General features: G+C 45.6%; 15 protein-coding genes. 3 read left to right on the top strand and 12 right to left on the bottom strand.

The genetic code is table 11. From position 1 onward, the window contains the following. Window positions 1–29: 29 nt before the first annotated feature. The gene (rnr, locus tag R7Q41_RS21785; protein ID WP_017821742.1) at window positions 30–2,537 is read right to left on the bottom strand and encodes a ribonuclease R; all 2,508 of its coding nucleotides are present in this window, start codon (window positions 2,535–2,537) and stop codon (window positions 30–32) included. 115 nt (window positions 2,538–2,652) lie between these two features. Next, a complete protein-coding gene (gene nsrR / locus R7Q41_RS21780) occupies window positions 2,653–3,078 on the bottom strand; it encodes a nitric oxide-sensing transcriptional repressor NsrR (RefSeq protein WP_005381392.1) in 426 nt (141 codons plus the stop codon). 157 nt (window positions 3,079–3,235) lie between these two features. Between nsrR and hmpA the strand changes: the two genes are divergently transcribed. Continuing rightward, on the top strand, window positions 3,236–4,420 hold the full coding sequence (hmpA, locus tag R7Q41_RS21775; RefSeq protein ID WP_213905010.1) for an NO-inducible flavohemoprotein: 1,185 nt from the start codon (window positions 3,236–3,238) through the stop codon (window positions 4,418–4,420). 80 nt (window positions 4,421–4,500) lie between these two features. Here hmpA and motX read toward each other — a convergent pair whose 3' ends face one another. Together motX and R7Q41_RS21765 are read right to left on the bottom strand one after the other, a co-directional pair. Further along, entirely contained in the window at window positions 4,501–5,136 is a 636-nt protein-coding gene (gene motX, locus R7Q41_RS21770; RefSeq protein ID WP_054575294.1) for a flagellar protein MotX, read from the bottom strand. A gap of 216 nt (window positions 5,137–5,352) precedes the next feature. Next, the gene (locus R7Q41_RS21765; protein ID WP_005381385.1) at window positions 5,353–6,669 is read right to left on the bottom strand and encodes an adenylosuccinate synthase; all 1,317 of its coding nucleotides are present in this window, start codon (window positions 6,667–6,669) and stop codon (window positions 5,353–5,355) included. A 172-nt stretch (window positions 6,670–6,841) separates the two neighbouring features. Here R7Q41_RS21765 and R7Q41_RS21760 point away from each other — a divergent pair, with 172 nt between their 5' ends. Next, a complete protein-coding gene (locus tag R7Q41_RS21760) occupies window positions 6,842–7,027 on the top strand; it encodes a DUF2065 domain-containing protein (RefSeq protein ID WP_005381383.1) in 186 nt (61 codons plus the stop codon). A gap of 63 nt (window positions 7,028–7,090) precedes the next feature. Here the strand turns inward: R7Q41_RS21760 and hflC are convergent, their stop codons facing one another. The 8 genes from hflC to tsaE form a co-directional block, all read right to left on the bottom strand. Next, entirely contained in the window at window positions 7,091–8,071 is a 981-nt protein-coding gene (gene hflC, locus R7Q41_RS21755) for a protease modulator HflC (protein WP_005381382.1), read from the bottom strand. Window positions 8,072–8,073: 2 nt separating this feature from the next. After that, window positions 8,074–9,279 (bottom strand): FtsH protease activity modulator HflK, encoded by a 1,206-nt coding sequence (gene hflK / locus R7Q41_RS21750; RefSeq protein ID WP_017633728.1) that lies wholly within the window; start codon window positions 9,277–9,279, stop codon window positions 8,074–8,076. Between the two features lie 45 nt (window positions 9,280–9,324). Next, window positions 9,325–10,614, bottom strand: a complete 1,290-nt coding sequence (hflX, locus tag R7Q41_RS21745; protein ID WP_301570209.1) for a ribosome rescue GTPase HflX — start codon at window positions 10,612–10,614, stop codon at window positions 9,325–9,327. Window positions 10,615–10,652: 38 nt separating this feature from the next. Next, window positions 10,653–10,916 carry an RNA chaperone Hfq gene (gene hfq, locus R7Q41_RS21740; RefSeq protein ID WP_005381379.1) on the bottom strand — a complete coding sequence of 88 codons (264 nt, stop codon included), beginning with the start codon at window positions 10,914–10,916 and terminating at the stop codon, window positions 10,653–10,655. Between the two features lie 194 nt (window positions 10,917–11,110). Continuing rightward, entirely contained in the window at window positions 11,111–12,043 is a 933-nt protein-coding gene (gene miaA / locus R7Q41_RS21735) for a tRNA (adenosine(37)-N6)-dimethylallyltransferase MiaA (RefSeq protein WP_047103958.1), read from the bottom strand. Then, on the bottom strand, window positions 12,040–14,052 hold the full coding sequence (mutL, locus tag R7Q41_RS21730) for a DNA mismatch repair endonuclease MutL (RefSeq protein WP_225478165.1): 2,013 nt from the start codon (window positions 14,050–14,052) through the stop codon (window positions 12,040–12,042). The genes miaA and mutL overlap by 4 nt, the downstream gene beginning before the upstream one ends. 18 nt (window positions 14,053–14,070) lie before the next feature. After that, window positions 14,071–15,780: an N-acetylmuramoyl-L-alanine amidase gene (locus tag R7Q41_RS21725; protein WP_005381374.1), complete on the bottom strand. Its 1,710-nt coding sequence runs from the start codon at window positions 15,778–15,780 to the stop codon at window positions 14,071–14,073. After that, window positions 15,774–16,238 carry a tRNA (adenosine(37)-N6)-threonylcarbamoyltransferase complex ATPase subunit type 1 TsaE gene (gene tsaE / locus R7Q41_RS21720; protein ID WP_005381372.1) on the bottom strand — a complete coding sequence of 155 codons (465 nt, stop codon included), beginning with the start codon at window positions 16,236–16,238 and terminating at the stop codon, window positions 15,774–15,776. The genes R7Q41_RS21725 and tsaE overlap by 7 nt, the downstream gene beginning before the upstream one ends. 275 nt (window positions 16,239–16,513) lie before the next feature. Here tsaE and queG point away from each other — a divergent pair, with 275 nt between their 5' ends. Continuing rightward, window positions 16,514–17,641, top strand: a complete 1,128-nt coding sequence (queG, locus tag R7Q41_RS21715) for a tRNA epoxyqueuosine(34) reductase QueG (RefSeq protein ID WP_005381370.1) — start codon at window positions 16,514–16,516, stop codon at window positions 17,639–17,641. Window positions 17,642–18,337: the final 696 nt, after the last annotated feature.

Genomic DNA, 18,337 nt, shown 5'->3' with positions numbered 1-18,337 from the left:
CCAAGTTTGAACTAAGTTGGCGCTTCAACCTACTGCGCTTCTTTTTTAGTGCGCTTGGTTTTCTTCGGCTTACTGTGCGGCTTCTTTTTACGTGCTTTTTTCACTTTAGGCTTCTCGTTGCCTTCGGCGTCACCACGTTTTGGGCCATTACGCTTACTCGTTGCGCCCGTTTCTTCTGGGCGTTTAGTTGGCTCTATCGCAGGAACTGCACGAGCCGCGCCACCTTCTTTCGATGAAGAGCGAGTCGCAGCGCGTTTTTTATCTTTCGCTTTGCGTTTTGCTTCCGCTGCGCGTTTCTTCGCAGTCTTACCTTCGCCGCGTAGCTTACGACTTGTTTCGACCAATTCAAAGTCAATTTGCTTATCATCGAGGTTAACAGCCAGTACTTTTACTTTTACTGCATCACCTAAGCGGTAGATGTTACCGAAACTTTCACCAATAAGTCGTTGACCAATCGGGTCAAATTGATAGTAGTCGTTCGCAAGGGTAGAAATATGTACCAAACCATCGATGTGCAAATCCGTTAAACGTACAAAGAAGCCAAAGCTAGTGACATTAGCAATAACACCGTCTAGTTCGTCACCGACGTGGTCTTGCATATATTCACACTTCAGCCAATCCGCAACATCACGTGTTGCATCATCAGCACGGCGCTCTGTCATCGAACATTGTTCGCCGTAAAAATCCATGTCGTCAAACGAGTAATGATAGCCACCTGTTGGTGTCCAGCGATCTTGATTACGACCTTCTTCTTTAGCAATCAGATACTTGATTGCACGGTGAAGTAACAAGTCAGGGTAACGACGAATTGGCGACGTAAAGTGCGCATAGCGTTTCAATGCCAACCCAAAGTGCCCCGCGTTATCTGCGTTGTATACCGCTTGCTTCATTGAGCGTAGCAGCATGGTCTGAATCAACTCTTGATCTTGACGCCCGGAGATTTGACGTGCGAGATCAGCATAGTCCGTTGGTGAAGGCTCTAAACCACCTTTTAGCTCAAGACCAAGTTCACTTAAGAAGTCACGGAAACCTTGCAGACGTAATTCACCTGGAGATTCGTGGATACGATAAAGCGCGGGCTCTTTCGCTTTTTCTACCAGCGATGCCGAAGCAATGTTGGCTAAAATCATACATTCTTCGATGATCTTATGCGCGTCATTACGAATTACTGGCTCAATACTTTCGATTTTACGTTCCGCATTGAAAATAAATTTGGTTTCAACGGTTTCAAATTCGATTGCACCGCGTTGATCTCGTGCTTCTTTCAGCACTTTGTACATCTTGTGCAACTCTTCTAGATGAGAAACAAGCGGCTGGTAGCGCTCACGTAGTTCTTCATCCCCTTCTAGAATCGCGCTCACTTTGCTATATGTGAGACGAGCGTGCGAGTTCATCACCGCCTCGTAATGCTTGTAACCAGACAGCTTACCGGTATCGGAAATGGTCATTTCGCACACCATACACAAGCGATCTACTTGCGGGTTAAGCGAACATAGACCGTTCGACAGTACTTCTGGCAACATCGGCACAACTTGCGACGGGAAATATACTGAGTTACCACGATTGATCGCTTCTTTGTCCAACGCAGAGTCAGGACGAACGTAGTAACTGACGTCAGCAATCGCTACCCATAAACGCCAACCACCTTCTTTGTTCTTTTCACAGTAAACGGCATCATCAAAGTCTCGTGCGTCTTCGCCGTCAATGGTCACTAGTGGCAAATCACGTAGATCCACACGACCAACTTTGGCTTCTTCTGGTACTTCTTCGCCCAAGTTTTCGATTTGTTTATCGACGGCTTCTGGCCACTCGTGAGGAATTTGGTGTGTACGAATCGCAATTTGTGTTTCCATACCTGGTGCCATATTTTCACCAAGGACTTCAACCACTTTACCCATCATGCCGCGTGAGCGTGAGCCACGATCAGTAATTTCAATTACGACTACGTTACCCATGCGTGCACCCGCTTTGTGCTCATTTGGGATCAGGATATCTTGGCTGATACGCGAGTCATCTGGGACAACGTAGGAGTATCCATATTCAAGGAAGAAACGACCGACGATTTGATCATTACGCTCCTCTAGCACACGCACCAAACGTCCTTCACGGCGGCCGCGCTTGCTGTTGTCTGTAGGTTGCACTAAGACAAAATCACCGTGGATGATGTTCTTCATCTGATGGTGCGGTAACAGAATATCATCATCCTTGCCGACGCTGCCTTCTGGACGTACCCAACCATGGCCATCACGATGACCAATCACGTAACCTTTCACCATTTCAAGTTTTTCAGGCAATGCATAGCACTGACGGCGGGTAAACACCAGTTGGCCATCTCGCTCCATCGCACGTAGCCGACGACGCAACCCTTCGTATTGCTCTTCGCCCTCAAGCTTTAGTGCCTCAAACAAGTCGTTACGATTCATTGGAACGCCCGCTTGCTCTAGAAACTCGATGATAAACTCTCGGCTTGGAATTGGATTTTCGTAATTTTTGGATTCACGATCTGCAAAAGGATCGTTTGGAATATTGTCTGACATAGGCACGCCTATCTAGCAAGGAAGGTATATGGCTAGTATATCTGAGTCTCTCGATAAGCTACAGAATTGCTTTGAAAAAAGAATGATCGAGATCGACTCTAGGCATGCAAATGAGTTAAGGACGAGCCAGCAAGATCAAAAGTTCAGAATTGTCACTGAGCAAGGATTCAATCGTGCAGTCATCCAACTCCGCCAGAAAGGCACTTTTTGCTTTCGCCAATTTATCTTTGAGGCGGCAAGCAGGGGTAATATGGCAAAAATCCACACCACAGTTGACTAAATCTAACGGCTCTAAATCGCGCACAACACCACCGACTGTGATTTCAGACGCTGGCTTCATCAGCCGGATACCACCGTTTTTTCCGCGCACGGTATGGACATAACCCAACTGCCCTAACCGATTGATAACTTTAACCATATGGTTACGTGACACACCAAATAAATCCGTCACTTCGGTAATGCTGGTTAACTCATCTTCCGGCAACGAAGCCAAGAAAATTAAGGTTCTCAACGCATAATCAGTGAAACTAGTTAACTGCATATTATCTCCCAAAGTGCGACTCAATAACCCGCTGGTGATGCTAAAACCCCAAACTTGAGCTATCGATAAAAGTGTAAATCTTTTCTTGATCGAAAGATACATTTGAGATACAACTTTAAACATGCATTATAAATACAACTTAAAGTAGGAAGCCCTTATGCTCAGCAATCAAACTATCGAGATCGTCAAAGCGACCGCACCACTCATCGCCGAAACAGGACCAAAACTGACCGCGCACTTTTACGAGCGTATGTTTACTCATAACCCTGAGTTGAAAGATATTTTTAACATGAGTAACCAGCGTAACGGCGATCAGCGTGAAGCATTATTCAACGCTATCTGTGCCTATGCTGCCAATATTGAAAATTTGCCAGCTCTGCTTGGCGCAGTAGAGAAAATTGCGCATAAGCACACGAGCTTTTTGATCACAGAAGATCAGTACCAAATCGTTGGTAAGCATTTACTTGCGACAATCGATGAGCTTTTTAATCCAGGTCAAGAAGTGTTGGATGCTTGGGCTGAGGCTTACGGCGTACTTGCGAATGTATTTATTCAGCGCGAAGAACAAATTTACCAACAAAATGAAGCTTTGGAAGGCGGCTGGCGCGGTCTACGCGAATTTGAATTAGTCGATAAAAAGATTGAGAGCGAACACATTTGCAGCTTTGTGTTCAAGCCAACCGATGGCCAAAAAGTGGCGCCGTATAAACCGGGACAATACCTTGGCATCTACATCAACAGTGACCAGTTAGAAAACCAAGAAATTCGCCAATATAGTCTGTCTTCTGCGGTCCAAGAGAACACTTACCGTATCTCGGTAAAACGTGAAGAAGGCGGAAAAGTGTCGAACTACCTGCACGATAACCTGAACATTGGCGAAAAAGTGCAGCTTGCGGCCCCTGCCGGTGATTTCTTTATGGATGCCGAACCACAAACACCCGTTGTTCTAATATCTGCTGGTGTGGGACTTACTCCAACGCTGTCAATGCTAGAAAGTCTCTCAGCACATCAAGCACCTGTAACTTGGGTTCATGCAACAGAAAATGGCCAACAGCATGCTTTCAAGCAACACGTAAACCAACTCGTTGCAGAAAAAGAAAATATGAACGCGCTCGTTTGGTATAACCAACCAACGACAGAAGACAAACTAGGTGAAGACTTCCACTTCACGGGCTTGGTCAATCTGTATGAAATTGAAGCTGCATTAAAGCAAGATAACGTGCAGGTGTACTTCTGTGGCCCTGTAGGATTTATGCAGCACATAGCGAAACAGCTATTAGAACTTGGTGTACCAGAAGAGCAATTCCATTACGAATGCTTCGGTCCACACAAAGTGGTTTAAGCGCTACCAACTATCGGGAAAACAACAAAGCCCACGTGACGTGGGCTTTGTTGTATGAAGTTGTTTGCAATATTGAAGCGTTACCAAAAGGTGTCTCGCCGTTTAGCTCGAGCAATAACGTTTTGTGGCATGCGCTGTTCAAGGCCGTTTCTCAATACAGTTATGCGCTTATGCTGCCGCTTATCTGCTGTGACAGAGTTATATAACCAACGATACGCATCTTCGTAATCGAGTGGACTGCCATAATCACGTAAAAGCAACTCGGCCAGATGAATACGCGCGTTTAGGTTTCCCATTGACGCAGCTTCTCGCAAATATGGAATTGCACGTTCTTTATCTTGCTGTACTAAAGTGCCACGCGAATAGTATCGGCCAATCTGCTCTAGTGCAGCAGGTAACCCCTGATGCGCTGCATTTTCGATGTAGTAAAGACCCAGTTCGACATCTTGCTCGACACACACACCCCAAGCCAACATATCTCCGTATAGAAACTCATAAGCGGGTAAGTTAATTCGAGTCGCACGAGCTACGATATCCTCCACCAGCTGGCAGTTATCAGCGCGCACACGTTGTAAGTGCTTATTTTGCTCAATAAGCTTTATCAGCTCTGCTTCGGTATAGATCGGAACTGGTGCCCCCACATCAGCAACATTGGCTTTCCCTGTGGTAGCAACCAAGGTCAACAACAGTGAAGCAGCCACTGTTCGTAACTTCATAAACGTACCCTTAAGGTATCTAAGAAACCAAAGATCGGTGAAGGATCTCCTCTGCTTGATAACCTTATCGGCAAAAAACAGCTAAGCTTTAGACAATTTTTGCCTCTGATTTAGGCTCAGCGGCAAAAGCTTGCCATATGAGAGTCACGCTGTTTTTGTTCAGATACAAAAAAGCCGACCATAAGGTCGGCTTTTGCAATCTTTAACGGCTATCAATTAAGCTTCGAATGGGTGAACTTTGATGATAGTTTCGTTACGGTCAGGACCTGTAGAGATGATGTCTACTGGAACGCCAGTTAGCTCTTCAATACGCTTGATGTAGTCAAGAGCTGCTTGTGGTAGAGCATCTAGTGACTTAGCACCAAATGTATTCTCAGACCAACCTGGCATTGTTTCGTAGATTGGTGTTGCTTTTTCGAATGCTTCAGCAGCCATCGGAGAAACTTCTAGCACAGAGCCATCTTCCATCTTGTAACCAGTACAGATTTTTAGCTCTTCTAGACCATCTAGTACGTCTAGTTTAGTTAGACAGAAACCAGATACAGAGTTGATTTGGATTGCACGACGCATAGCAACAGCATCGAACCAACCTGTACGACGTAGACGACCAGTTGTCGCACCGAACTCGTGGCCAACTTCACCTAAGTGCTTACCAATTGGATCTTGCTTATCTAAACCGTCGTATAGTTCAGTCGGGAATGGACCAGCACCAACGCGAGTACAGTACGCTTTCGCGATACCCAAGATGTAACCGATGTGACGAGGACCAAAACCAGAACCTGCAGCAACACCACCAGCTGTCGTGTTAGAAGACGTTACGTACGGGTAAGTACCGTGGTCGATATCAAGTAGTGTACCTTGTGCGCCTTCGAACATGATCTTGTCGCCGCGCTTGCGTGCTGCGTCTAGTTCGTCAGTTACGTCGATAACCATTGACGTTAGTAGTTCAGCGTAGCCTTTAGCTTGCTCAAGTACTTCTTCGTAGCTTACTGGCTCCGCTTTGTAGAAGTTAACTAGTTGGAAGTTATGGAACTCCATGACTTCTTTTAGCTTCTCTGCGAAAGTCGCCATATCGAATAGGTCGCCAACGCGTAGACCGCGACGAGCAACTTTATCTTCGTATGCTGGACCGATACCACGACCAGTAGTACCGATAGCTTTTTTACCGCGAGCGATTTCGCGAGCTTGGTCCATTGCAACGTGGTAAGGAAGAATTAGCGGACATGCTTCAGAAATGAAAAGACGCTCGCGTACTGGAATACCGCGCTCTTCAAGAGGCTTCATTTCTTTAAGTAGAGCTTCAGGTGATAGTACAACACCGTTACCGATAACACATTTTACGTTATCGCGAAGGATACCTGATGGAATTAAGTGAAGAACGGTTTTTTCACCGTCAATTACGAGAGTGTGACCTGCGTTGTGACCGCCTTGGTAGCGTACCACGTATTTTGCATCTTCAGTTAAAAGGTCTACGATTTTACCTTTACCTTCGTCACCCCATTGGGTGCCTAGAACGACTACGTTATTTCCCATCTTTCCAAGTCTGATTGCTAGTTAAAAATGGATTCTAGCACCGAATCACGCTTCTTGCAGTCATTTTTTGTTCACAGAGTTGCTACCAGAATGTCATCTTGCCGCTTTGTTCATTTTGAAATCAGCATATCACTGATAGTATTTAGCTTTCTCTATTCGACTGGAAAGCGCTATGTCTGAATCCATATGGTTGGCGATTGGGCTCGTCTTGATCGTGGAAGGCATTGGGCCACTGATTGCTCCTAACGGTTGGCGGAATATGGTGGCTCAATTAAGTGAACAACCCAACAATCAGCTACGACGCATCGGTGGCTGCCTAGTAGTTGCTGGAGCCGTCATCGCCATCATGATGAGCTAGCACTTAGCATCAGATACAAAAAAGGCTCCCTAAGGAGCCTTTTATTTCAATGAGACGCGGAGATTATTTCTCCATGCTGCCCTTCGACTGGTTCATGTATTGGAAGAACTCACTCTTCGGATCAAGCACCAGAATATCGCTCTTAGAGCTGAAGGACTTCTCATACGCACGTAGCGAACGTAGGAAGCTAAAGAACTCAGGGTCTTTGTTGTATGCTTCAGCATAAATCTTCGCAGCTTCAGCATCCGCCTCACCTCGTGTCACACGCGCAGTTTTATCAGCTTCAGCTAGAATAGTTGCTACTTCTAGTTCTGCTTGAGCACGAATAACTTCCGCTTTTTCACGACCTTGAGAACGGTGCTTACGAGCAACGGACTCACGCTCCGCACGCATACGACGGTAGATAGACTCACTGATTTCATCAGGCAGGTTGATTTTCTTCATTCGGAAATCAACGACACGAACACCCAAGTCTTTCATTGCGCTTTCACGCGTGTCTTTCAATACTTCAGACATGATTAGGTCGCGTTCACCATCAATCTCAAGCGCCTCACGAGCCGCTTCAGTTGCGACAACATCGGCACTTGCGTCTTCTGGTAGCACATCATCGTTACGTGGACCAGATACGATCTGTTTGATTTCACGAGCACCGATTTCAGAACGAAGCACGTCCGTCACTTTACGCTCAAGTAGTGCCTCTGCCGTTAGCGAGTTACCACCGCCAGTCGCGAGGTAGTAGCGACCAAAATCTTCAATACGCCACTTCACGTAGGTATCAATGATAACGTCTTTTTTCTCAGACGTTACGAAACGGTCTGCACGGCCATCCATTGTTTGGATACGTGCATCAAGTTGTTTCACACGGTCAAACAAAGGCATCTTGAAATGCAGACCAGGCTCGTAAATTCGAGTGATGTCGTTGTTGTCTTTCAAGACACGACCAAATCGAACCACGATACCACGCTCACCTTCAGGAATCACAAACAAAGACATCAACATTAATGCCAGTGCGATTACCAGTACAGGGATCATTAACTTACGCATTCTTAGTATCTCCCTTGACGTGAACCTGTTGAACGAGACTGCGTGTTCGAAGTGTCTTCTTGTGTACGATCAGACTCAAGTTGAATTTGATCATAGGTTGAAGATGACTTCGATTTACGTTTGGTATCTGCTTTGCCCTCTTGTCCCGCCAACTTATCGATTGGAAGGTAAAGAAGATTGCCGCTTGATTCCGAGTCAATCAACACTTTCGAAGTGCTTGAGTACACCTCTTCCATTGCGTCAATGTACAGACGATCACGCGTTACACCAGGCGCTGCTTGGTATTCTGGTAATAGTTTTTCGAACTGTGCTACCTGACCAAGAGCCTCGTTAGTGACACGCTCATTGTAACCTTGTGCTTCTTTCTTCAAACGCTCTGCACGACCCGTTGCCTTAGGCAAGATTTCGTTCTTGTATGCTTCAGCTTCACGAATGAAACGCTCTTCATCCTCACGTGCTGCGATTGCATCATCAAACGCATCTTTCACTTGCTCTGGTGGACGAGCAGACTGGAAGTTCACATCAACAAGTACCAGACCCATATCATAGCTATCAATGATTTGGTTCAGTGTTTCTTGCGTAGTTTGACGAATTTGCTGACGACCACTGGTTAGAATGCTATCCATCAATGAGTCACCAATTACTGCACGTAGTGCAGAATCCGTTGCTTGACGCAAGCTGTCGTCTGCATTGGTTACACGGTACAAGTATTTGTATGGGTCAGTCACTCGGTACTGAACATCCATCGCAACTGTTACAACGTTTTCATCTTTGGTCAGCATTAGACCAGATGCACGTAGTGAACGAATCGCTTGTACGTTTACCGCTTCGTACTCATCAATAAAGCGAGGACGCCAGTTAAGACCTGGGTCTACGATACGATCGTATTTACCTAAACGCAGTACAACACCACGCTCTGCTTCACCGATGGTGTAAAAACCAGCGAAGAACCAAACTGCAACAGCAATCAGAGCAATCACGCCAAAGCCAATTGCACTACCACCACCGCCGCCGATTGGAGAACCACCGCCGCCTTTTTTACCAAACTTGCCGCCCAGCTTTTGACTCAGTTTGTTGAACACTTCATCTAAATCTGGCGGACCTTGATCTCGGCCACCAGGACGCTGGCCACCACGATTATTATTACCCCAAGGGTCATTATCGCGGCCATTGTTGCCGTTGTTATTTCCAGGCTCATTCCACGCCATTAGAAAGCTCCATCATTTGATATGACGTTATACTGTAGCAGTCCTTTAAGTGACTATAAAGCCAGTCAAAACTGCCCCTTCTCTTTTTTCAAGTCTAGACCAATCTACTTGCTGCATTCGAATATCGATCAACAAGTTACCATCCTGGTCATATTCCTCACGTTGAATACACTTCATTTGGAAGAAGGTACTACGGAATCGTCCTTGATACTGTGGAGGAATTCGCAACTGATGCTCGACCATTTGTGACGCCAGACGTTCCGTCAGAGCCTCAAACAGGACATCAATGCCCAACCCATCCATTGCTGAAACCCAAACTGCGCGAGGTACGCCTTCCTCGTCTCGTTCTGTACGTGGTTTCTGCGAATCTAGATTGTCGATTTTGTTCATGACAACCAGAGTCGGCACTTCATGCGCGTCGATCTCTTCTAGTACTTCATGAACAGCTTGAATATTCTCACGAAAACGCTCATCACTGGCATCAACAACATGTAACAAAATGTCAGCTTCTTGCGTTTCCTGCAAGGTTGCCTTGAAGGCCGCAACCAAGTCGTGTGGCAAATGTCGAATAAAACCAACCGTGTCTGCCAAGATGGCAGGACCAACATCTGCTAACTCTATCTTACGTAAAGTCGGGTCCAAAGTAGCAAATAATTGATCAGCCGCGTACACGCCAGCTTCTGTAATACGGTTGAAGAGTGTCGACTTACCCGCGTTGGTGTAACCCACAAGTGAAACCGTTGGGATTTCAGCTCGATTTCGGGCGCGGCGCCCTTGTTCACGCTGCTTCGCTACTTTGTCTAAGCGTCGCAGGATGGCTTTGATTCTGTCACGCAATAAGCGACGGTCGGTTTCCAGCTGGGTTTCACCCGGGCCACGTAAACCGATACCACCTTTCTGCCTTTCAAGGTGTGTCCAACCACGAATCAAACGAGTAGAGATATGACGAAGTTGAGCCAGCTCTACCTGTAGCTTACCTTCGTGTGTTCGAGCTCGTTGAGCAAAGATATCGAGAATAAGACCAGTGCGGTCGAGAACTCGACATTGGCACAGTGCTTCGAGGTTACGTTCTTGGGCAGGAGAGAGGGCGTGATTAAAAATCACAATTTCGGCACCCGTTGATTGTACCGCTGTAGCAATCTCTTGGGCCTTACCCTCTCCGACATAGTATTTAGGGTGTGGGGATTGACGACTACCAGTTACCACTTGTAGCGCCTCTACCCCAGCAGAAGAAACCAGCATTTCGAACTCAGCCAGATCTTCCCATTCACCTTCTTGCGTGAAGTTGATATGAACAAGTACGGCTCGCTCACCGGATTCATAACGGTCAAACAAGCAATCAACTCCTTATTTTAAAAATACTCGATGAAGAATTAATCTTCAGATTTCTCTTGTGGACGCTCACCTTGTGGACGTTCACCGCTGTGATGGCTCACTGGACGAGCCGGCACAACTGTTGAGATCGCGTGCTTGTACACCATTTGGTTAACAGTATTCTTCAGCAGGATCACAAATTGATCGAATGATTCGATCTGACCTTGTAGTTTAATACCATTCACAAGGTAGATAGATACCGGGATACGCTCACGACGTAGCGCGTTTAGAAATGGGTCTTGTAGAGATTGCCCCTTAGCCATTTTTATTTTCCTTATTTAATTTGTAGTTGTAATTATTTAGCTAGTGGTGCAATGCAAAAGATACGGCTTTTGCATCTGAGCTAAACGAATCAAAAATGCACTCTAAGTAATTAGCAGCATAGTATAAAAACCGCCAACAACAGATCCTTTGAGAGTGCGTTCACGCAAAAACGATCACATTATACACAGCTATGTCAATCAGATGCTATTGCTTCCGACATCGTTTCTAATGCCTGTTCAATGTTCTCGCTATCCAACCAAGTTAAATCATCCCAGCTGCGTAACCAGGTGATTTGACGCTTGGCCAATTGACGAGTCGCGCATACGCCACGAAATACCGCTTCGTCACGTGTACACTCCCCATCTAAATACTCCCACATCTGTCGGTAACCGACGCATCGTATGGAAGGAAGATCGGGGTGAAGATCTTTTCGCGAATATAACGCTTTCATTTCTTCTTCAAAGCCCGCTTCCATCATCTTCTCGAAACGGAGTTCAATCCGACGGTGAAGTTCTGCCCTATCCTTGGGAGCTATTGCAAACTGCTTGACTCGGTATGGTAGGCTTTCACCTTTCGTTTGAGTCAATTCAGTCAAAGTTTTACCTGAAATGCGAAAAACTTCCAATGCCCGAGATAAACGTTGGGGATCATTGGGATGGATTCTCGCGGCTGACACAGGATCAACCTCTTTGAGTTCATCGTGCAACACTGACCAACCTTTAGTCAATGCCTCTTGTTCAATTTGCTGACGAATTTCAGGATTTGCAGCAGGAAGTGGTGATAAACCTTCAAGTAACGCCTTGTAATACAGCATTGTTCCACCCACAAGAAGTGGAATTTTTCCTTCTGCAACAATATCATCCATCGCTTTCAATGCATCTCGACGAAAGTCGGCGACAGAGTAAGATTCACTTGGATCCAAAATATCTATCAAGCGATGAGGCGCCAAACTTAACTCTTTTTCATCCGGTTTCGCCGTACCGATATCCATCCCTTTGTAGATCAAAGCAGAATCAACACTGATGATCTCAATCGGAAATTTTTGACGAAGACGAATCGCCAGCTCAGTTTTGCCTGATGCAGTTGGCCCCATTAAAAATAGCGCCAAAGGTAGTTTATCTGTCATGGTTTTAATTTGGCTATCGTGGCAGAGAAATCAACAGCGGATACGAATTTTGTATCTTCTAATGGCAATTGACCATGTCTTAGCTGTTCAAGTTCCGCAATAATTTGAATGGCTTCAGAAAAAGTATAGTGACTCTTCACTGTCGTGACCTGTAATGCGAGCCAATCTATCAACTCAGACAGCATCTGAGCCGCTGCTATACCTTCGTTCACACAAGATTGCGCGTAAGATAACAGATCTGGTACTAAATTTTGTAAGTTTTGTTGACGCAGCGGAGCTGGGACGCCCATCACCATTAAGGCGTGCTCGTTTCTCGCTTTCAATTGAATACCAAGCAATGCCAAATCTTGTTGATAATCTTGGGCCAGTCTCACTAATTCGGGCTCTAACTTAATAGATAGAGGAACAAGCAGAGGTTGTGCCTTGAGTGCACCATCGCTTGGAGTGAGCTGGCCTTTTACACGATAAAATTCTGCTCTAGGTAACGAGACTAACGCCGCCCCACTGTCACTGCTCATCAAAACAAATTGTTCATCGACCACCATCAGCGCTTTGCCTAATGCAGTAATCGATGGCATTGATGTGTGCGAAGTTATCGTTTGGGGCGCTATTGGAGTGACTGCCTGAGCCTCAAACTCTGGCGTTTTCAGCAGCTCGTGATAAGCGCGTACTTCTTGTTTAGTTGGCGCTGGTTCTACGTGGCGCTCTTTACTGTGACTTGGCTTTGGTGCAGGTTTGGATTCCACCCAATCATTACGTTTGAATGACTCCACTACGCGCGCCTCTCGCACGGAGGTTTCACTAGGACCGCTATTACGAGGCTTCACTTCATAATCACTGCGTCCAGGATAAGCCGGTGTACTCTCTATCGCTTGATAAACCCGCTCTGGTACTGGTGAAGATGCTGGCTCTTGTACTTTTTCAGGCTCTGGCGAATGCTCAATCTCTTCGGATTCAGTCTGTTCCACGCGATGAAATGCCGATTCATTCACCTGTGGTTTATCAATCACAGCGCTTTGTGAAAGTGCATCCGTCAGAGCTTGATAGATGAAATCATGCACCAAACGAGCTTGGTGGAAACGCACTTCATGCTTAGCAGGGTGAACATTCACATCTACTTGGTGCGGATCTAGCTCAATAAAGAGCACATACGCAGCAAACTGATCTGGCTTTAAGCTCATTTCATAGCTTTGACGAATCGCGTGATTGATTAATTTGTCACGCATCATTCGGCCATTCACATAGCAATATTGTAAATCGCTTTGCTGCCTTGCTCCCTCTGGCGTGGTAATCCACCCATGTAGATTTAACCCTTGATGCTCAAGCTCGATTCTGAGCATATGCCGCACAAACGCATTACCGCAGACAGCAGCAATACGCTTTTCGGTTTGAAGCTGATTTTTCGCCGCGCGATATTGACGGATGATCTTGCCGTTATGACGCACATTGATGGTGACATCAAAGCGACTTAACGCAATACGTTTCAATAACTCATCAATATGAGCAAATTCGGTTTTCTCCGTACGAAGAAACTTGCGACGCGCTGGAGTATTAAAAAATAAGTCCAATACCTCAACAGTCGTGCCAATCGGGTGCGCTGCTGGCTTAAGCTTCACCTGCATATCACGCCCTTCGGAGTAGGCACTCCAGGCTTCTTCTTGTGCCGCAGGACGCGACGTGAGCGTCAAACGCGAGACTGAGCTAATACTGGCTAACGCTTCACCGCGAAAACCTAGACTCATAATGGCTTCGAGATCATCTAAGGTATGTATCTTAGATGTCGCATGACGACTGAGCGCTAAGCCGAGTTCATCTTTCGCGATACCTTTTCCGTTATCACGAACACGAATCAGCTTTGCGCCTCCTTTCTCGATATCGATATCGATTCGAGTTGCGCCAGAATCAAGACTATTTTCAACCAGTTCTTTAATCACAGAAGCAGGTCTTTCGACCACTTCCCCTGCGGCGATTTGGTTTGCAAGTCTGGCTGGCAAAATTTTAATCGTCATAATGAGTTAGAAGCTCACCTACTTGTTTGGAATGATCAGGACTTGCCCAACCGCTAGCTGATCAGAGCGTAAGTTATTCGCTTTACGAATGCTCGATACGCTAACGCCGTATTTGGACGCTATTTTGCCAAGGAACTCACCCCGAGAAACCTTGTGCTTACGAATCGGTTTATCTTTTACCGCGACCGTTATCTTCAACTTTTGCCCTACCCACAAGGTATCTGACTTCAAGTTATTCTCTCGGCGGATATCTGAAACCTTCACTTTATAGTGATTCGCAATCTTACCTAAGAACTCACCAGACTTAACCTTGTGCGTAATGGTTTCTGTCTCAACAGTAATCGGTTTACTTGGCACTTTAATCGTACCAGCAGAAGGAATGTTGAGCTTCTGACCAATTGCCAAGCCTGTCGACTTCAAGTTGTTTGCCGACATCAGCGCTTTAGAGCTAAGCCCATATTTGTTCGCGATCACCGATAATGACTCGCCACGCTTTACAATATGTACCATTGGCTTCGCTGAAGGCGAGAACACCGTACCCTCTGGTGGGTTATCTTTTAAGTACTTGACGACCGCCTTAGTGATAGCCTGAGCTAACTTATCTTGGTGCGCTCGTTGAAACAGTAAACGCTCTTCTGTTGGGTTAGAAATAAAGCCCGTTTCCACTAGCACAGACGGAATCTGTGGAGAGCGCAAAACCGCAAGGCTGGTGTTGATCGGTTTGGTGTTATGCAGGTGCGCAACACGTCCCATCTCACCTAGGATTTCTGTTGCCAGCTTATAGCCTTCTTTTTGTGAATGACTAAACTGCAAGTCCAACAAAGTTTGGTTCACGTTACGATCTTTTGTCTTCGTGAAGAACGCATTACCCGAGCCGCCCAATAACTCAGACTGTTTCTCATGGTTCTCGACCCAACGAGCAATTTCGGTATTTGCACGACGAGTATTTAGTACGAAGACCGATCCACCGCGAGGCTTCGGTGAAGTAAACGCATCTGCGTGAATGGAAATCAGCAAGTGCGCATCATTTTCACGAGCAATCGCGACACGACGGTTTAAGTTTACAAAGTAATCTCCCGTACGAGTCATGCGCGTTTTAATACCAGGAGTCGCATCGAGCTGAGCAGCAATTTTTCTTGAGATACTCAATACCGCATCTTTCTCGTACTTACGACGTGAAGGGCCAATAGAGCCAGGGTCTTCCCCACCGTGACCAGGGTCGATAACAATTAACACTTCTTGAGCTCGTTGAACTGAACTCATGTCTTTGCTGGCCGCCGCTGGCTTACTCGGTTTTGAGGTCGATGCCTTCTTACCGTGCGGTAAATCAATCACCAAGCGGTGACCATACTGCCCACCTGGTGTTGGGCTTAATTTAAATAACTCCGCTTGAACGCTCTTTTTTAGTTCAAACACCAAACGATAAGTGCCCTTCTCTGGAGGCGAGCTTTTTCGTACCAGTTTTAAAACAGGGCTATCCGTAACAGTAACAGGTAGTTTGGCCTGCATCGTCGTGCTTTTTAAATCCACGACAAGGCGATCCGGCCCTGATAAAGAGAAATAGGAATAGTCAGCTTCCGAGCCTAAATCGATGACAACACGCGTTTCATCAGGTGAAGGCCAAACTCGAAAACTCTTAACGACGTTAGCAAATGCTAAATTGGGGATGAGAAGGAGAAAAGTGGCGACAAACGTCGCCACCACTCTAAAATTTGAAAAACTCAACATAGCTCCAATCGACTGAGTAACTGCACACCATAATCATTATTAGCTGTTAGTTCGGCTACACGTTGCTCACCTTGGTAGCGAATGTTTACATCAAGATCCGGTTGTGGCAGTAAGCCATGCCCTTTTTCAGGCCATTCAACCAAGCAAATCGCATCGTCTGTGAAATAGTCTCGAATCCCCATAAACTCAAGCTCTTCAGGATCCGCAAGACGATAAAGGTCGAAGTGATATACTTGCCACTGATCCAACTGGTACGGTTCGACTAGAGTATAAGTTGGACTTTTCACGTTACCTTGATGACCAAGAGCACGGACAAAACCACGACTAAAGGTTGTTTTACCTGCACCCAAATCACCATGCAGATAAATTGTGGTTTGCTGGGAACAAAGCTGAGCCAAAGCGGTGCCTAGTGCAACCGTTTCATGCTCATCTTTTAAATTGAATTGTTTCGTGCTCATTGATGCTTCTCTAACTAATGATCGTTGACTATATAAAAATCAAAAGAACAGGAATAGTAAACCGTGTTGGTTTTGAGAGACAAGCTTTCAAATGTCATATGTGCGAAAAAAGTATCCAATAAACGGTATCTTAATCATCTTAGTATCGACCTAGATTTAGAATATATGCAAATGACTTCAATAAGCAGTATTCACAACATCAAAAACGTACCTAACTGGGTAGCACCAAAGCCAGAGATCCGTTAAGATCCGCCCCCTTTATTCCGGTGGTTAACATGAACTACGAACAACTCGCACAACAAATCAAAGTTTGGGGAAAAGAACTCGGCTTCCAAAAAGTTGGGATCTGCGACGTTGATCTGAGTGAACATGAAGCAGCACTACAAAAATGGCTTGATGCAGGCTATCACGGCTCAATGGATTGGATGGCTCGTCACGGTATGATGCGTGCTAGACCCCATGAGCTACTCCCGGGAACCGTTCGTGTTATCAGCGTCCGGATGGACTATCTGCCACCAGAGGCTCAATTCGCTTCGAACCTCGCGAATAAAAGTCATGCCTATATTAGCCGCTACGCACTAGGGCGCGATTATCACAAGCTCGTCAGAAAGCAGCTAAATAAGCTCGGCAAACTTATTGAACAAGAGGTTGGTCAATATGGTTACCGACCTTTCGTTGATTCCGCACCAATATTAGAGCGACCTCTCGCCCAAAAAGCGGGCTTAGGTTGGACCGGGAAACATTCCCTGATTTTAGATCAAGACTGTGGATCGTGGTTCTTTTTAGGTGAACTACTTATCGACTTACCACTACCCGTAGATGAGCCAAGCGTTGATCAGTGCGGTAAATGCAAAGCATGCATTACATCATGCCCAACACAAGCCATCGTTGAAGACAAAGTTGTCGATGCCAGGCGTTGTATCTCTTATCTCACCATCGAGTTCGATGGCGTGATTCCTGAAGAGTTTCGAAAGCCAATGGGTAACCGCATTTATGGTTGTGACGACTGTCAATTGGTTTGCCCATGGAACCGCTACGCCGACATAACGGAGCAAGATGATTTCCACCGTCGTGACAGTTTCAAAAACCCTGACCTCGTCGACATGTTTAACTGGGATGAAGCGACTTTTCTAAAAAATATGGAAGGCTCCGCTATCCGTCGTATTGGTCATATACAGTGGCTACGTAACATCGCTGTCGCACTTGGTAATGCAGAATATAGTCAGCGAATCATAGATGCGCTGGAAAGTCGGCAAGGTGAAAATAAATTACTTGATGAGCACATTAAATGGGCTTTGACAGAACAACTGAATCAACTCCCCACTGAGAGTAATTCATCTATAGAGACGAAAAAGCAACGCTTAATAAGGATAGTCGAGAAGGGACTGCCGAGAGACGCATAGAGCGTAGTCTATATGCAAGAGATTGAAATTACTTTTGCATGTTCAATTCATGACCTTGTTCTCAATTTTGTAATGTGGAAAAAAATTTGAGATTCAAGAAAAACAAGCTAGCAGAAAAAAGTTAAACACAGCTCGGAGAAATGACTAGGATCAAAAAAATACCAGTTAATGATCGTATTTTAACGTACTCGATCCGACAAAAAACTTATTTTTTCTTTATATAACAAGTATTTAGTTGATATTTCTTTGTTGTTTCCACTTCACTTTAGAGAAAAGATCTTTCTTCCCCATCATAAAAAGTCAAGCTAAAAACACTTTATCAACCAACTTATCCACAGAACGACGTATGTGGATAACTCTGTTAATTAAAGTAGATAAAACACGCGAAGCCTCATCATACTTGTACGTCAGCCGATTCATATCGTGTTTTAAACACAAACGAAATCGTCCGACATCATATGATGCGGATAAAAGTTTAGCTTTTGGGGATTCATGCTTCGCAGCATTATGAAAAGAGCGATGTGATTGGTTGCGAGAAGCAGGAGTTGAATCAAGCGGCGCATCCGTAGACGACTTAACAATTGTATACTAAATAAGTACTCAATCTATCGTCTTGTATTTGGTTGCGGGGGCCGGATTTGAACCGACGACCTTCGGGTTATGAGCCCGACGAGCTACCAAGCTGCTCCACCCCGC

It is taken from the genome of Vibrio sp. 2096, from assembly GCF_033339595.1.
GTDB classification, from domain to species: Bacteria; Pseudomonadota; Gammaproteobacteria; order Enterobacterales; family Vibrionaceae; genus Vibrio; species Vibrio alginolyticus.
Note: the sequence above shows the minus strand (reverse complement) of the source record. Positions and strands in the feature narration are given on the sequence as shown.

Excerpts from the sequence above, each read along its gene's own strand:
- rnr (WP_017821742.1), bottom strand. The coding sequence starts at position 2,537 with ATGTCAGACAATATTCCAAACGATCCTTTTGCAGATCGTGAATCCAAA.
- nsrR (WP_005381392.1), bottom strand. The coding sequence starts at position 3,078 with ATGCAGTTAACTAGTTTCACTGATTATGCGTTGAGAACCTTAATTTTC.
- hmpA (WP_213905010.1), top strand. The coding sequence starts at position 3,236 with ATGCTCAGCAATCAAACTATCGAGATCGTCAAAGCGACCGCACCACTC.
- motX (WP_054575294.1), bottom strand. The coding sequence starts at position 5,136 with ATGAAGTTACGAACAGTGGCTGCTTCACTGTTGTTGACCTTGGTTGCT.
- R7Q41_RS21765 (WP_005381385.1), bottom strand. The coding sequence starts at position 6,669 with ATGGGAAATAACGTAGTCGTTCTAGGCACCCAATGGGGTGACGAAGGT.
- R7Q41_RS21760 (WP_005381383.1), top strand. The coding sequence starts at position 6,842 with ATGTCTGAATCCATATGGTTGGCGATTGGGCTCGTCTTGATCGTGGAA.
- hflC (WP_005381382.1), bottom strand. The coding sequence starts at position 8,071 with ATGCGTAAGTTAATGATCCCTGTACTGGTAATCGCACTGGCATTAATG.
- hflK (WP_017633728.1), bottom strand. The coding sequence starts at position 9,279 with ATGGCGTGGAATGAGCCTGGAAATAACAACGGCAACAATGGCCGCGAT.
- hfq (WP_005381379.1), bottom strand. The coding sequence starts at position 10,916 with ATGGCTAAGGGGCAATCTCTACAAGACCCATTTCTAAACGCGCTACGT.
- miaA (WP_047103958.1), bottom strand. The coding sequence starts at position 12,043 with ATGACAGATAAACTACCTTTGGCGCTATTTTTAATGGGGCCAACTGCA.
- mutL (WP_225478165.1), bottom strand. The coding sequence starts at position 14,052 with ATGACGATTAAAATTTTGCCAGCCAGACTTGCAAACCAAATCGCCGCA.
- R7Q41_RS21725 (WP_005381374.1), bottom strand. The coding sequence starts at position 15,780 with ATGTTGAGTTTTTCAAATTTTAGAGTGGTGGCGACGTTTGTCGCCACT.
- tsaE (WP_005381372.1), bottom strand. The coding sequence starts at position 16,238 with ATGAGCACGAAACAATTCAATTTAAAAGATGAGCATGAAACGGTTGCA.
- queG (WP_005381370.1), top strand. The coding sequence starts at position 16,514 with ATGAACTACGAACAACTCGCACAACAAATCAAAGTTTGGGGAAAAGAA.